We start from the raw sequence: 16,564 nt of genomic DNA on the forward strand, positions 1-16,564 counted from the left end.
GCTCCGTGGCTGAGCTGAGTTATGTTATCACCCTGGTCGAACCTATGTCAACTTCGTGTTGCTTCTACAGAGACGAACTTCAGCCCTTGATGAGTTCAACCTATGTAGAAAAAGGCAGGAACTGTGTCCCTGCCTTATCTATTTTGTGCTTTTTGAGAATTATTGACCTGCTGCCTTCGGGGCAAATTTCGGTGCAATTGTCTGGAAGAACAGGTCTGGCGTGCCGCCTCGCGTACTGGTCCAGAACATCCAAACCAGTCCTGCGCGTCGGTTTGCCGCATTCGGGAAGTCGAACGGATCGATAAATGTGGTCATTTGCGATTCGTTCACTGCCTGATCGAGTGGCACAGGCGCCTCTCCTCTCTCTTCGATCATCGTGACCGGAGCCTGTACCTGGATTCCTGGAATTGGAGTCCCTGTTGTGGCATCAAGCCCGGTGTAGGTGATCGTGACCGTCCGGTTCTCGTCGTCCGTTGTGAAATAGATTCGGCCATTTGCCGGATCGATTTGGTAGAACGACGTGTTACCTGCAACGTTGATCGACGTAACCGTTCCGTTCGGCTGCGTGTGGACCGGCAACGGAAGCTCAACGCCAAGCCGCATTGTTCGCATGAACGGACGCGTGGCTTGACCGTTACCCGAAGCTGCTCGCGTGAACGAGAACAGATACCGGCCACTTCTGACTTGCTGATTCGGCGTAATGCCTGTGTTGCCCGGCTGAGCCCAGTAATCGAATTCGCCGATCAATCGGTTGTCGAACAGGCCAGACGGGTTCGTATAGGCGACATTCTGTGCCGTGCTCACACGCAACAGTCGCGGTGTGTAGCTGAGCATGATAATCGCATTTCGATTCGGCGAGGTGCCGCTGAACCGGACCTTTCCAAGAGCAGGGTCAAGATAAACCTTGCCGCCGAGTGTCGACGTAAAGGAGATCAGCCCCGTTGCAGGATCAGTGGTTCGCGTTCCCGCAACCTCGATATTGGTCGTAGCGCCATTAAACGTCTGGAAGAGCTGAGTCGTCGCTCCGGTGTTCCACTGGATGCCCAGGGATCGGTAAGCGCCAGGCTCGCCGTCCGGAATCAATCGCTCAGTAGTTCGAGCAGGCAAGTTCACAAAGGCTCCATTCCCTGCTGGCGCTCCCGAGCGACCGGCAACCATGCGTCCATAAAACGCTTCGGTCAGGTTTCGTCCCTTGAGTTTGCCAGAGAAGGTCAGCTCGATAATTCCACTGCCGCTGCCCAGTCCGGGGACTGAGGCGCCGCTGTAAATACGAGCCGAGGAGCTTACTGAACCGATCTGCTCGAAGCCGTTGCCAACCTGTGCCTGTCGGACCGGTCCCCAGTTTGTGCCGTCGAACGTCGCGTAGAAGAAGCTCTGCTGTCCAGGGCCCTCTCCGCTGAAAAAGACGGTTGCTGTGCTGCCGACTTGAATAACGGTCGGGCGGAACTTCCGCATTTCGGGGTTGTAGTCAAGTCCGATCGGGTTCGAGACGCCGACCGGGTTTCCGTTGGGCGTCATCGTGACGTTGGCGATGAATACGCGGGAATCGCTTATACGACCCTGCGAAGTCTGCTTCTGGGCTTCGCCGACGAAGACGATGTAGGTCGCCCTTCGCGCTGGCCCGCCAAACGGATCGAAACTGCCTAAGACCGGATACGACGGTGAGCCGTAGCGCACTGTCTCAGGAATCAGGGTCTCACCCGGTTGAACATTAAACAAGCCAGCATCGCTCGCAGCGGGCGGGTACGCGGCCCCGTCTTGGCTGAACCAGCGGGTGTTCACATTGATCGGCGAGAAGCTATTCAAGTCGTTCAATGGACTGTTGCCCGGGTTCGAGGGGTTTGGACCCGTCGTTGGGGCAACGCCGTTCATCGTTGCAAAGTAGAGCCGCCAGTTATCCTGATTCGGCGTCGATGCAAAGATGTTGGTCGTGAAGTTGGGACGGTTCGATGCCCAAACCACGCTGAGACGTCCGCTGCCGGATCGCATTGCCGCAGGCTGAGCGTTTGACGAAATAAAGTTCTCTGCGCCGCTGAGCTGGTTGTCGATGAAGGGTCCGTTGCGCTCATTGCCGGTCTGATAGATTCGGGTTGAGTCGTTTGTCAAACGGGCTTCACGAACTTTGAAGGTCAGCGTGAAGGTCGGGTCGGAGTAAATCTCCAAAGCGCGCCCCGAAACGTCCATCGCGAGTGACTCGTCGAGGTTGGGGTCCTCAATGACGTGCATCGTTGTGACGTATGTTCCGACGGGTGTACCGATCGGAATCGAAACCGCGATTCGCGGCGGTCCGGGCGGGAAGGCCGCTGTATTAAGAAGCGGTCCGCCGGGTGCGCCAAGGTTCGCGTTCGGACGCTGCTCGGGGTTTGCCGAGAGCGCTGTTCCCACTCGGTCACCGACGCGAGCCTTTTGAAGGCCGACGGCGTTGCTGCCACCGAAAACAGGAGCAAATCGGCTGTCGATATCGCTCCAAAGATGGATATCGCCGTCGAGCCAGCTTCGCTCGTGATTCGCGGGAGCCATAAGCTGCCAAGGATCGCGAGCTCCGCCGACGTTTGTCGCCTTGGCGATGCGCAGGTCAAGCAGGTTAACGTTTCCTTCGTTCAACGTGTTGAACGGACGGAACATCGGCTGATAGATGCCGCCCCACGGCGAGAAGATCGAGGCCGGATCCCATGGCTGTCGTGGCGTGTAGCCGTTTCCAGGTACCAGCGAACTCAGATCGACGTTCGGCGTGGTGACGGTAATTCTTTCGTCGACCGGGATTCCCACCGAGATCAAGAACCTTCGATAAGCTTCGCGGCGGCCTCTGCCAGTGAACTGGCTGTTGCCGTCGCTATCGACGTAGACCAAAGCTCCTGTCAGGTAACCGCCTGGGTTAGAAGCGCCTGCCGAGTCGATAGTTGTGGAAAGATTTGCCGATTGGAATCGCGGAACGTTAAGATCAAGATCAAATGGCGTGATGTTAAGCGTTCGGTTGTTCCTCGGATCGGACGGATCGGTGATCGTCGGTGGAAGAAGTCCAACCCCGGTGATCAGCGGATTCTCCGCGTTTGCAAACTTATCCTTTGTGACAAATAGATTCTGCCTTCCGATATTCGAATAGTCGAGGCTGTTGTTCGGGAAGTTTACAGGCATCTCTTCGAACAATGGGTATCGAAGCTGATTCAGCGGTTTGATTACCGCACCAGCGCCGCCCTGCCAGGCCAGATCATAGCGCTCGACGCGGACATTGTCGAGACCCTGTCCAGGACGTCGCAGCAGCGTCATCAGGCTTCGGTCAACCACACCAACGATATAGTTTCCTGTTTGGTTGTGTGGGACCAATCCCATGCTGGCGAGCATCCGCTCTTCAAGCTTGGGTGTCGCATTGATCGGTTGTGAACCGTTCATCAATGCTTCAGCATCGTTGGGGTCAATGGTGTAGCCCAGCGAACGATTGAGGTCCGGCAGACCACCAATTTGTGCCATCACAAGTGCGATGGGATTGGCCACTTGGAAGGTCCGACGAGAGGTCGCGGGATCCAAGGTGACATTGCTCAACGTTGCGTCGTTTGGCGGAGGATTGCCGTTTGGAATCCACGCATTCATGCCGATGGAGACTTGTCCGTTTCCGGGCGGCATCGCATTTGAACCCGAGCCTTGGATCGGGAACTGATAGATTGCATAGCCATCACGATCTGGCGGTGACGAAGCTGCCAGCTTCGCACGTAGTGTGACGTTGCGGAAAGCCGCACCCTCGGCGCTAAATCTGAATTCGATCTGGGCTTCGCGTCCGGGCTGAGCGCTTTCGTTTCCTGGGAAATCGTAAGCCATCACGTAGATGGTTTCGCCCCACTCAAAAGCGGTTCCGTTCACCCAGTTAGCGGCGTTCGTCAACTGAGCATACGTTGCCGTACCGTTTCGATAAGCCTCATACAGAGTCTTGTTGACGAATCGAATCTTTGCATTTCGGTAAACCTGACCCGCAGGATCATCTGGGGCGATTTGGGGTCTTCCGGGAGGATTCCCTATCGACGTACCGAAGGGCGCGTTATCTGCGAAAGCATATAGGACGCCACCCGTATCGCCGATGTACATGAAGTTTCGACCCACAGAAGCAGAGGCTTCGAATCGGCTATCCGTGTCGTAGCCCCATACCAATCGTGGCGAAAGAGGTCCGCCGCCTCCGAAAGAGTTGAATTCGTCGTCGCGGGCGTATAGCGCGGTGATGCGCCCGTCCGCAGTGGGGACAATGACGACCCGGCGTGGATTCAATATTCCACCCGGAGTGTAAACTGTCATCTGCGTGAACGACAGGTTCGCCAGGACATTTGAGCCAAGCTCATTTGTCGTCCAACGAATAGCTCCTGTGTCTGCATTCAGACCGCTAATCCAGCCGTTTTCGTTCGCTACAAAAACCATGTTGGGCATTCCGAGCCCCATGGTCGCGGCGTCCGCAACTGCTGGACCACTAATGAAACTATCAGCAAGGACCGGTGTAACGCCGAGCGGATCCCAAAGAGTCGTATTGTCGAAGGTCCATTGGGGGGTACCCGAGGAGTTCAAGCAGTAGAAGGTTCCTCTGTCTCCAAGCGCCTCCGTACCGAAGTACAGATTCCCGTTCATGAATGCTGGAGTCGAGCTGATCGCACCGATTGTTGGTTGATTCAGTTGCGGGAAGGCCCAAGTGACAGTTGTCCTCTTGTTCGCCGTTCCGTCCGCGTCGAGTGCATAGAGGCGACCCTGTGTGGAGGGAACGATAACCGTTGGAACTCCCGCTACGGGGATAACCAGCGGCGAGCCGATGAACGGTCCAAGGTTAGAGGACTTGCGCGGGGCCGGATAGTCGTCGGGGTAAGTCCAACGACGGGTTGTGGTACCCGGCTTTCGCAGGGTGAAATCCATATCACCTCGACCAGACATGTTGATCGCATAGATGCGTCCGTTCGTTCCGCACAGGTAAAGGACATCTTCGCCCGCTACGTCGGCAATGATCGACGAACTCAGATTGAACCCTGTGGGCATCTCCGCGACGCCACCGTCTTCTCCAGCAACGGCGTTCGGGTCGGTCCAACCCGCGTTGTCGTTATCTGGCGTGCTCGGATAGGTCCACAACACATTGGTTTCACGGCGGGTCACGTCGCCTTCAGCGTCGAGACAATAAATTCGTCCGTTCTCAGCGGCAGCAACGACAACCGGGCGAGCGACAAGCGGTCCGCCAGGGGAGAGCCGTACACGAGCGACGGCATGAATCGGAGTTGAGGTAATGGCTGAGTTTGTCGGTCCGACTACTCGGATGGCATCGGCATAAACATCTCGACCCAAATCGAGCGCACCAACCTCGTTCGTCACGACGACGCGCATTGGGTTCGCTGCAGTGTGCGAGAACCGGCGGGTTCCGATTCGGATCCAGCCTGCCTGATTGTCCTGGTCAAGGATCGGAGTCTCGGCGAGAATTCCGTTCTCCCAAATCTCGTATCGAACCGTGCGCCCGAAAGTACCCGAACCCGAGCCAAATGTCCAAACGTAAACGTCGTACACGCCATCGTTGACGTTCGGTGAATATTCGACGGTCGTGAGCGCTGGGGAGCCGAGGCTCAAATCAGTCGCGGCTGTCCGTAAATAGTCCACACCACGGAATCCGGCGGGTGCGGCTGTAACCGCCCATCCTATTCCGATAAACGAAGCGGCTACATTGTCTGTTTGGATCGCCTGTTCCGACTCAATTGCGGGATTGTATTCCCAGCGAGTGTTGTTGAGCTGGCCTGCGTTCGCGATATCGTGCAGCAAAGAGCGCACGACACCGACCAGTCGGGAGGTGATGCTGCCGTCGGTTTCTACCGTGCTTTCATAGCGATTCATCGCGTCGACGGTGTGAATAACGTTCGGGCCACCACCCGGAGGTGTGAACTGGCTGACGATGGGCGATGCTTGGTAGGTTCCAACCGCCGGTACTGCCAAGACGGCATCGGCATAGACGACAGAATCGGCTGGCGGGGAGGTCAGATTCCCAAACTGATCGCGAGGAATGATATTGTGGAGCCTAATTCGGATGGGGTTGATGCCATCGTAGGCAAACTGGATTGTGGTTGGGCGTCCGCCGTTTCCAAGCTGAACCCAGCCTGTACCGGCTTGATATGTGTCGACCGTGTCGATGTAAGTTAAGCCGTTTGCATAGATGATCTCATACGTAAAATATCGCTGCGGATAGAACGGAATACCGCCCACGTAGGTCGGGCCAATCGGAAGCCAAGCATGAAGTGAGTAGGCTCGCGCGATTCCGTCGCCGGGATCGACTGTCCACTGCCATACCGCATGATTCCCTGCGTTCTGAGGAACGATGTTGCTAGCGTTTGAGAGAGCGGGTTCGCTAGCGGCGAGTCGGTAAGGAGCAGCGCCGGGAATCGTGTCGTAAGGTGCGGGGACGAGCGAATTCTGAGCCTCATCGGCGAGGGTAGCTGGCTGAGCCCAACCGCCGCTAATCGCAGCAGCAGCAGCATCCATATTGTCGATCACGCGATTGATAATCGCGAAATCGGCACCCGTATTGGGTCTCCACCATCTCAGGAAACCACGACCAGGTCCGCTGGTTAACGGCGCACCGTTCTCACCGGTACGCGAGGCATTTCCTTTAAGTGCTGGGAAGTCTTGCCCGAGGGCAGCGGTCATTAGACTCGCTACGATCACGCAAGAAATCCACAACAAGAATCTTCGACTGCTTCGCATTGCTCTCTCCAATCCGCCCTATCTCCGGTCGCTAAACACCGGCAGTACCAATCCTCGAGCGCCCTGAATCGGGGGCAGCTCAAATTTAATGCTGAGTGCGTTAAATCCAAAATTACGCTTTGTAAACCAGAATCCTGATGACGCCACACCAGATCCGTCGATCAATCCATCAAGCTGGATTACTTCGCCTGAGACGGGATCGCCGTTTAAGCGTCTACCCAGATATCCGTTGACCAGCAAAACCTCACCCGAATCCAAACGACGTGCATACATTGGACGGAAGTCGGTTGGGTTGAATCCGATGGGGACGTCCGTTACCGTATCACGCCGCATGAACTTGAATGCCTCTCGGGTAATCATCCATCGAACCTGCCATCCGGCGGTGGGATCGAGGTTGCCTGAAGCAACTGCGGGTTGGATGATCTCGAAAACGCCCTCGTCATCGGTGAACATGATGGCAAGGCGCTGTCCAAAGTTGGGATCAATAACGTTTCGCATCGTGACCGAGCTCACGTTGCCAATTCGCTTTTGATATTGATTTTTAAGGGGCGAATTCCAGCTTGCCGTAGTCGGGTTCCAGAAAATGTCGGCTGGGTTGCCAGGCACTGTGACTTCGTTGATCACGAAGGAACCATTTGCATCAAAGACGACAACTCCACCATTTCCAGCAACCGATTCACGGATTGATGTCGGAGTTGGAACATCCAGGCCGAAATCAACGCGTGCTGGCAAAGCCGAGCCGATGCCTGCGGCAAAGACCCACTGCCCAGAACCAGCGGTCGGTTCTGACCAGACCCTGGCGACGCTGTTATAGTCGAACTGCTTACCGGAGAGGTTGGATGGACTATGCCAAATCAACACTCCAAGCGCCCTCTGGTTGTTCGCCGTGTAAAGCACGGGATCACCTCGGCGCAAAGTCACCGGATCAGCCTCATATCTATCGACCAATTCGATAAGCCGCTTGTTGCCTGTATCGGCGATCAGATAGTGCACCCAGTATTCGAGCGGCTTTGCGTCGGCAAATCCAGCTGGGCTCGCCTCAAATGAGACATAAGAGACAACATCCCTCGGCTGGCTCAAATTGGTGGGGCCGTTGGTCTTGAAACCATCTGGCGCTCCAAATGTAGGATCAAGCTGCAAGCCTGTGATGGACCGGCTTTCCCGACCATTGATATCCATCCGCACAATTCGATCCGCGCCGGTATCCACGATGAGATACTCGCGTGAGTTCATTGCGTATGCCTTCGTCGGTCGTACGAGCGGCTTGGTGCTGTTCGAGTTGCCACCATCGACGGTTGGAGAGGTCAGTACGCTGCTGTCGCTCGACCAAAGCGGATTACCCGCCGGATCGAAGCGAGCGACGCGCCCCTCGTCAACGACAACAAAATCTGCCTTATTGAACCCAAACAGTCCAGCCGGGCTCCAGCTAAACAAACTGCCATCGCCACCGACCACACCAAACGCCGTGTTTGAGTTGTCCAGAACGGTCTGGAACAGCCTCGTTCGCCACTGTGTGAAGTTCGTCACTCCCGTGAATTGCGGCCAGCGCAAGGACGGATTCGGTGAGAAGACGCCTGGGGCCGGGAACTGAAGGTGATTTAGCTGCTGCAACCAGGGCCGAGTGTTGTCTGCCTTAAGGAAAGCGTTATTCGGGCTCACATCCGCGTCAAGTGCGCTCAAAAGGCCACTCTCTGACCAAGAGCCAAAAGGAACTCCACTGACGATGTCTGGGAGGGCGCTACGCGACGCGAAGAAGACCGTATTGCCGGTGACCAGCGGTGGCGAATCGTTCTGATAGCCGTGATACACGGTGTACCAAAGAAGCGTATTCCACTTGCTGCCGTTTCGGTCCGGCTCGATCAGGACATCTGGCTGTCCATTTCGACGCAGGATGACAGGCTGACTTCTGCTCAGCGCGTTTTGTACTGGACCGCGTGAGGTTGTCATCAAGTTGTCGATTCGAATTCGACCGGCGTCTGCCTCATAGTTCACCTGCGAGGATTGAACAGTGTTGAAAGCCGTGGGCTGAGTCTTGGTATCGCTTCGCGCGAAATCGGGTTGGATCAATGAGAACCCAGAGGTAAGCCCCTCGAACTTAATTTCGGCAGGCTCGGGGTCCGCATCAAACGCCATGACGATCGAAGTGGGCACAAAGCCAACCGAGGCGCCCGCCATGACATAAGCGACGTCGCCAAGAACTGTCGGACCGCTCTTGAACGCGAGGTTCGCAAATCGTCCGCTTCCGAGAACAATCGCTGGAATCAAGGACTTCAGCGGGTCGTTGTCCGTTAGTGTCTCGGGGTAAGTCGTCGTCACCGTCTGATTAAGCGTGAAGCGATGCTCAGGATACAGCTCGTATCGATTCAACAGCCGGAACGTTCCACGTCCATTCTCTTCACGGATTGCGAAGTAGGTGCCTCCACTGGTCTGGTTGCCGAGAACGGCATGAATGGTTCCATGCGAGGACAGCGCAAGATTGTGAAGTACTCGGCGCGATCGCGAGGAGTCATCCGGGAAGTTTACGGTTCCTCGTACGAGTTGGGCATTGGTTGCCGGCGAGCCGGTGCCCCAATCAAGCGTGTAATCGATCCTTACTCCGATGTTTGCCGGGAGAACCACGGCAGGTTTGAGAGTAAAGGTGACTAATCCACTCGTCTGAGTGACCGCACCCGTGAACCAAGTATCTAGCTGTGCTGTCGAGTAGGGCACACCGCTGGGATCGAGAATCGTGAGTTTCACTCCAAGCGGACTTGGGCTAGCGGGCGGGAGATAAACGTCAAGACCTTGGAGATTCGCACGGGTTTGTACGTTCAGCAGGGTTCCCGATTGCCCAAAGCTCACGGGCTTCTCGCCTCGAGCGCCAAGCCAAATACTGATCATTCCTGCGGTCGGTCCGCCGGGAGGGCCAGGTCGGGTTGGGATATAAAGAACACGATCAAGGCCACCCGAATTATCGTAAATTGGGATGTATCCCACCGTTGCAGAACCCGAAGCACGCTGGAAAATCGGATTTGTGGGACCTCCCACCAGCCAGTCGTTCGCCGAGGTCACTTTAGCGAGCGAGTCGGCGCTTGCAACCCAAACACGACCATTGTTGGTGAAGCCGGAAGGCGTTTCATCAACGACGAAATAGAGCCCATCGTGATACGTGGCCGAGTAAGGGCCGCGGCCCGTCAAACTCGTGTCGAACGGTGTGAAGTTTGCAGGGGGCGCTATCGTGGCAACCGGGGCCATATTAAGCGCCGGAGTGTTCGGCAAGGCATTGAAAATGCGCAAATTACCGGAAAAGTCTACGACGGCAAGCTGATTGACCGTTCCGCCAGCGCTCGGCACTTCAACGACGATTGGCGCTGAGATTGGCCCAGGCAAAGCTTGACTGCTCCAAACGAGGTCCTCATTTGCACCAAAAACGAAATCCTGGATTCCATCGTCAGGGTTACCATCGCCATTCAGGTCTTGGCTTGGTCGACTGTCGAAAGCAAAAATGCGGTTGTCGTTAACGACAAAAACGAGACCTTTGTATACGGCAGGCGGAACATAGTTCAAGTTGCCTGGGGCCAGCACCAACGATCCAAAGAAAGACTTGAGCAGCGGGGCTCCAAGGTCGATGGGGCTGCTGTTCTGTCGATGGCTACCTTTGGAGGATTGGTTAAACCCGCTCGCCAGATTGACGATATTCACGGCGAGATTACAAGCCGCGTCTCCAGAACGCCGATAAAACTCTTTCGCAGAAGTTACGCCGATATTCGGAACATACGGACCACCGCCAAAACCGGAGTTGTTTGCGTTCACCGCCGTCGATCCACTGATCGCATTGGCAATGCCACGAATCGTAACGACCATATGGCCGTCGCCGACGCTACCGACGGCTATAAATGCTCCGCCCGGGTCCTCGGCGATTGGGCTTAATCGGAAGGAGTCCGCCACCAAGGGAGACTGAATAGGTACAAGGCCGCCGTAGCCCGCCGCGGCAAGATCGGCATAGGTGATTCCGCGAGCGGCAGGAGCGATGCGATCCTCTTGCATCGTGCGAAGCTGATCGGCTCCAATCTGGTTCGGGAAGTTTAGAATCGGGTGCGTGTAGTCAGCAACAAGATTCGGTACGCCGCCGATATTTGCAGTTGACACTGAAAACGCGATGGGCATCGCGTTCACGAGGTCCATCGGGCTGGCATCACCATAGGCTTCGACCCAAAGCACGCCACCGTTTTCCATAAATCGACGCAGCTTCTCACGCTCGTTTGAGTTCAGAGAAAATGCCCGACCTATGCCAAGGTGCAGCACATCAAACGACGCCATTTGCGAATCGCTTGCGCCGTCTAAATCGAGTTCCCAGTAAGGCGCATCACGCTTGGTCACCGGGGCGTTGAGGGCTAAGCCAGGCCAGCGCGCATTGACAGCCGGGGTCACACGCGTCGGAGCGGCTGGGTTGTAAAAATTCCAACCTGCCGGTTTCGAGCGTCGGTTCAGGTCCAAGAGGTACCAAACATAGGGGTTAAAGTTCTGCCCCGAGTAGCTCCTTGTGATGACAATGCCCGCGCGAATGTCAACCGATTTTTGAGCTTGAGAAACCTGGCCCGCGGAGAACGCGGTCACCAGGCCTATCATCACAGCCAGCGTAAGAATTCTGCGAATCATTATCGACGTACCTCTCCAAAGTAAACCAACTTCGGCCCGACGGGCAGCCTTGGCATGGGCGGCAACGCCCTGCCATAAACATCCGTTCGTATGTATCGGTTTGGAACCGAGTTGTCAAATCCAGCCCAACTTGCTGTCGCCAGAGCCGGGTCGTATGCAATGGTCAAATTCGGAACGTACAGGTCCGGCCCAGTGATGTCAAATCCACTCGGCACATGCGACCAAGGGATAAGAGTGGGTGTGTTGCCTGGGGTGTTGAAGCTTCCACCAAGCTGCCGGGGGATCCAGCCCCACTTTCTCAGCCACTCTGCCTGATAGCTCATCGGCAACGGCATGTTTTCGCTAACCGAACCGATGATCTGTACTCGGACATCAATCGGCTCACCGTAGAAGGGCGCTTCTGGGAACGAGCCATAGTTCGTCAGACGATCCTGCTGTGCGGCCTGGATAGCCTGGGCAAGCGGAAGGTTGTTCGGTGCGCCCTGATAAGCCGCAACCGCGTTGTTGAAAGCATCTCGCGAATCGTTCGGGTTGACGTTAAACCAATTGCCTGGCACGACGGCAAAGGAGCCTTCCTCGGCATAAATCGCAGCCTCGATGCGGATATCTCCAGGAACGACGGCAGCTCTGGACATAAGCCAGTTGTTCGTCGGACCAAAGGCAACGGCATTGTGGCGGAAACGGATATCGTTCGTCGTCCCTGCGATCAACCTGTAGAGGCCTTCACCTTGGTTATTCGTCATGCTCAAGAACGGATAAGCGTAGTTCAGCGTATTGTCTGCGGGGACGATTGGGAAAGCTATCGTTTCAAACTTTGCGAAGCGCTGCCAAGGCTCGGCGCCAAGACCATAAATCGGCGCAAAGTTCGGCTGTGTATACCCGGGCTCAATGTAGCCTGCGTTATAGCCTGCGATGCCAGAAGCCGAGTTAGAAATCGACAACGGCGCGATCGGCCAAAGATAAGTCGTCGGGTTCCCAGGGGTGCCGATTCCAAAGTTGACATCGCCTCCAACAAACGTATAGGGAGCCTGCCCATCCTCCATCGTGTGGCTCACGATAAGGTTAGCGGGCAGTCGAAGCCCCGTGTTGTTTGCTGCGTTTGAAAACTGCCTATAACCCTGGTCGGGGTTTGGTCCCCACGAGAAGAGTCCCCATGTCGACGGGTTTAGTGGATTGGTTCCCGGCCCATTGGGGTCGAGAAGCATATCCATCGCTAAGCTGATCGTGCCACCGCCTGTATTCATCCGGATGAGATCTCGCCCCGGATCGACATTGTTGGCAACCTTGGGCCCGTAGAACATCGTCGTGTTAACGGCAACGTAATCCTTTGCCATCAGAGCCAGCATCGAACTGCTCGGCTGGTTGATACGGGCTCCACCAATGTCCACACCTTTCGTGATGCTTCCTTCGATGTAGATGGTTCCATTGGAGACGATGCTGAGCTGTCGGTTCGTGGGGATAATCCCACGGATTCGGATATTGCCTTCGAAGTAAAGAACACCGTTAAAAACTCGACCAAGCGTAAAGTTCGGAGCCGGATCGTTGATGTTCACACCAGGCGTAAAGGAGTTGATAATGTACGTCACGCCGCCGACAGTTCCAATCCGATATCGAATTGCGCTGCTGCCGGTATCGGTGCCATCGGGCCGTCGCCAGTGCCTTTCAGCTTGAGGAGCCGCAGCGTTGCGCGTGATACGGAAACCATCGCTCAAAAGCTCAACGTATGCGCCGGGCGGAATGTAGTACTGCCCTTGCCAGCTGGTTGTACCACCACCACTTGTGGCGGTTGGCGGGTTGAACCACTCGTAAACGAGCGAGTTGTTTGATCCCTGTGTTTCGCGAGCCGTCTCATCGCTGCCAAGCTGACTGTCGTTGAAGTTGTTGACATAAACGCCGCTGCCGTGCCCAAATCGACCGTCGTTTCCTCGCGGGCCGATAATGCCGCTGTCGGCTGTAAGCAAGTGATAGCGGTTGCTGCCGTTATCCGGGTCGGTAACCTGGATAGACGGGGGTTCCTTTCTGCCAACGCTTCTCGGATAGCCGCTTTGATCGTTGCCATCCGCATTGTCGCGCAGGATTCCAGAATTCGTGAAGAAGTTCGGGTTGGTGCTGTCGAAACTCAGCACACCGGCATTGCTCAGCGTCGATGTATTGGTGATCCAGTTGCCGCCAACTGCATCCCACTCTGAGACGTTCATCCTCAGAAAAGCGCTGTTGTCTGCTCCACGCATCTTTCCGGCGATGTACCATCCATCGCCGAGCGTTTTGTTCATGTTTGCTTCCAACTGCCCGTCAATCACGACATCGGTGTTGCAATACAGGCTTGCTCCAAACGGTTGGGCGAGCGGGGCAAACGGACCAGGGGTCGGGCTAAAAAGCAAGACCTGCTGGTTATTTCCCATCACCTGTACGGGTTGGACGGGAGCTCCCTCATAACTTGCTCCGAGTGGATTGGGAATTCCAAACTCAGCGGCACGGCTCGTGTGATCCTTGTCCGTGACAAATCGCGCCGTTTCAATAATGCCGATCGAGGCAAAGGCGATGAGCTTTCGCGACTCACGCTTGTCCTGAATGTTGACCGTGGTTGGGTCGTTCGGGTTAATGGCTCCGTAACGGCCAATCGACTCGATAATCGTGAAGTACCGCGCACGGCCTGGGTTACGAAGCGGCCCCGACTGCGTGGTCGAAAAGAGGTAGGCATCACTCGGCGCATATCGAACTCGGATTAGAGCTCGACCTTGAGTAAAGCTAACCCTTGCGTATTCGCCAAGACCATCGGGTCCGCCCGGCTGCAGATAGTCGTTATCCGGGTCTTCGATCCCTGGGGTCAAGGGGATGTCGATGGGAGCTGTCGGCGTCGGACGCCAGTCAGCGCCACTTGCCGAGTACAGCATTTGTGAGTGTGCGAAACGGACACCCGCTTCTGCGAGATCGTCCACGACAGACCGCTGCTGGCTCCTCGCCGATTGGATGATGTTCCGGTTGATAATCCCGGCGAAGATAAACCCGAGGATCAGCAAGATCGCGAGAACCGCCAGGGCAATGATCAGCGTCTGGCCTTTTTGTATAATTCGTCGATAGCGTCTCAAACTCATGATTTTCTCACCGGATGACGTTGCGCACGTTCGGCGTAGCCTTCAATGTGATCGTCTGCGGGTTAGGCAGATTGCTCTGCGTATAGTTGCGAATCGTGAGCAGCACGTCGATAAGCTCGCGTGTGTCGTAATCCACGGCAAAGGTATCTCCCACCCCAGTGAATTGGAAGCGATAACTGACTGTAATGTTCCCCAGGGCCAGCGTGTTTGGAAGTGGCACGTTCGGGTCGGAATACAGTTGGACGTATCCTGCCTTATACCGAGGCTGAATGACAGCCGAAACGATATCCGAAGGCGTATAAACCGGCGGAGGGTTCGGCAAGCCAAGCAGAGCATAGTTCGGTTCGGGCTGGTTTACGTAGTTGATTCGATATTGGTTCGCGCTCGGCTCTCGCGTCGTTCTTGTGTAACGAACGGGATTGCCGTAGTTCGGCCCTGGGCGCTGATCCGGTCCGGTCACGATTTCGCTGCCGGGCACCATGCGCGCCTTGGCAAATCCGGTCAACGGATCAGGGTGGAGCGGACTCGGTGTACCGTCGGGCGCAGGCAGAACTCTTAAGTCGATAAATCGATGGATATTCGGGCGAAGGCCCGGATTCTCAATCCAAATCTTGTTAAACAGCTTATTGATCTGATACAGCGAATTGCTAGGCGCATAGATTGGATCAGCAATTGTCCCACCCGTGTTCGTATCGTTCGAGGGTGTGAGCTCCGGTCCGGTCTCAGCTGTCGGGCGATTCCTGTCGGCGCGGAAAATCGTTTGTGTGGGGTCTCCAACCTCTTCTATTGAGAAGCTCGCGGTGATGCGTCCCGACTTCATGTTGACCGCATATGGAGTGAAGAAGCCGCGCTGTGCAATCGTCGAGAGATTGGCTGGGATCAGCGATTTGCTGAACGGATATGGGTGATTCGCTGCAACGACCAAATCGTAGTAGGTGGAGTCAAACTGCTGTAGGCCACCTGTTAGTTCGGGTTGGCCGGAAAGCGGGTCATATAGGAAGATGATGAACCTTGGTCCGTTTGGTGTCGTCTCCCATCGCCCAAGCAGATAGGGGTTATTGCCACTCCATCCGGAGGGCCACATTCGCACCAAGCTCGAAGTCCACGAGTGGTATTTGGTTTGCAGAACGTCCGGAGCCAACTCCTGGCGGTTGTCGGTTTCTTCCGAGATACGCACGGCTGCCATCGCGGTAGCAGGCTCATTGCCGATGCTAGCTGGCTTAAACTGAATCAAGCTCAACAGCCTGGGAACATCGCCGTCGTAAATCGGCTGACGTGTTCGCCGCTCGAAGACGGCCTGGATCATATCGTAGCGACTCACCTCGGTCATGTTCGTGCTGGCATCCAGCCAGGCTTGAACTCGCGCCTGCTTTGCTGCGAGCGCAGCACCGCCAAGGATTGTGCCGGTGGAGTCACGGTCAGGAATCAAGAAATACGGATCATCCAGGATCGGCTTTGCGGTAAGTGGGTCGCCGCCGATGATCGTTCCGGGATCAGTTTCAAAAAGCGTAGTGTTGGCGACGTAACGTCCACCTTGCCAAATATAGGGGCGTACCTCGAATCGGTAAAGGACAAATAGGTTGTCGCGATCACCGTTTCGCGCCATCAGGATGCCATCGTAGGGGTTGTTATAGGGTCGAAATGGATCACGTAGGCCGACAGCGTATCGAATAATCGTAGAGCCTGGGGCTACGGGAAGAACAATCTGCCCGATTGGACTTTGTTGAGTTGGGTCCTCCTTGCCAATATTCGGATTCCAAAGTCCACCACCCGGACCGAAAATCGGTTCGCCTTCAGCGGCCTTGATAATGTCAAGCTTCGTGTTCTCTAAGATAATCGGAGCGATGGCAACGCCATTGCGTCCTGGCACCTGAAATGCCAACTCGCCACGTCGCTCAGAGTTATCTCGAATGTCCGATGCGTTGCCAATCTCGCGTGAAATCCGTTCAATGAGCCGGCGTCCTTTTTCTTGAGCGTCGGAAAAGCCTTCCGCTGCGCGAGTGAAATTGAAGCTTTGGATGACCGGCACAATGATCAGCGTCAGCAGAACTGCCGTGATCGCAATAACCGTCAGCATTTCAACGAGCGTAAACGCGCGCTGTGTCTTATGAACTCGGGCTTTCATA

At 55.7% G+C, this 16,564-nt stretch carries 4 protein-coding genes; all 4 read right to left on the reverse strand.

Going from position 1 to position 16,564, the window contains the following annotated elements; all coding sequences use genetic code 11:
• Positions 1 to 159: 159 nt before the first annotated feature.
• From KF784_02020 to KF784_02035, 4 genes are read right to left on the reverse strand one after another with little or no spacing between them, the layout of a single operon-like run.
• On the reverse strand, positions 160 to 6,705 hold the full coding sequence (locus KF784_02020) for a PQQ-binding-like beta-propeller repeat protein (protein ID MBX3117812.1): 6,546 nt from the start codon (positions 6,703 to 6,705) through the stop codon (positions 160 to 162).
• 18 nt (positions 6,706 to 6,723) lie between these two features.
• Complete coding sequence (locus tag KF784_02025) at positions 6,724 to 11,343, reverse strand: hypothetical protein (protein ID MBX3117813.1); 4,620 nt, start codon at positions 11,341 to 11,343, stop codon at positions 6,724 to 6,726.
• Positions 11,343 to 14,438: a hypothetical protein gene (locus KF784_02030; protein ID MBX3117814.1), complete on the reverse strand. Its 3,096-nt coding sequence runs from the start codon at positions 14,436 to 14,438 to the stop codon at positions 11,343 to 11,345. The genes KF784_02025 and KF784_02030 overlap by 1 nt, the downstream gene beginning before the upstream one ends.
• A gap of 7 nt (positions 14,439 to 14,445) precedes the next feature.
• The gene (locus KF784_02035) at positions 14,446 to 16,563 is read right to left on the reverse strand and encodes a prepilin-type N-terminal cleavage/methylation domain-containing protein (protein ID MBX3117815.1); all 2,118 of its coding nucleotides are present in this window, start codon (positions 16,561 to 16,563) and stop codon (positions 14,446 to 14,448) included.
• Between the last annotated feature and the right edge of the window lies 1 nt (position 16,564).

This window comes from Fimbriimonadaceae bacterium, assembly GCA_019638775.1.
GTDB lineage: Bacteria > Armatimonadota > Fimbriimonadia > Fimbriimonadales > Fimbriimonadaceae > JAHBTD01.

Excerpts from the sequence above, each read along its gene's own strand:
- KF784_02020 (MBX3117812.1), bottom strand. The coding sequence starts at position 6,705 with ATGCGAAGCAGTCGAAGATTCTTGTTGTGGATTTCTTGCGTGATCGTA.
- KF784_02025 (MBX3117813.1), bottom strand. The coding sequence starts at position 11,343 with ATGATTCGCAGAATTCTTACGCTGGCTGTGATGATAGGCCTGGTGACC.
- KF784_02030 (MBX3117814.1), bottom strand. The coding sequence starts at position 14,438 with ATGAGTTTGAGACGCTATCGACGAATTATACAAAAAGGCCAGACGCTG.
- KF784_02035 (MBX3117815.1), bottom strand. The coding sequence starts at position 16,563 with ATGAAAGCCCGAGTTCATAAGACACAGCGCGCGTTTACGCTCGTTGAA.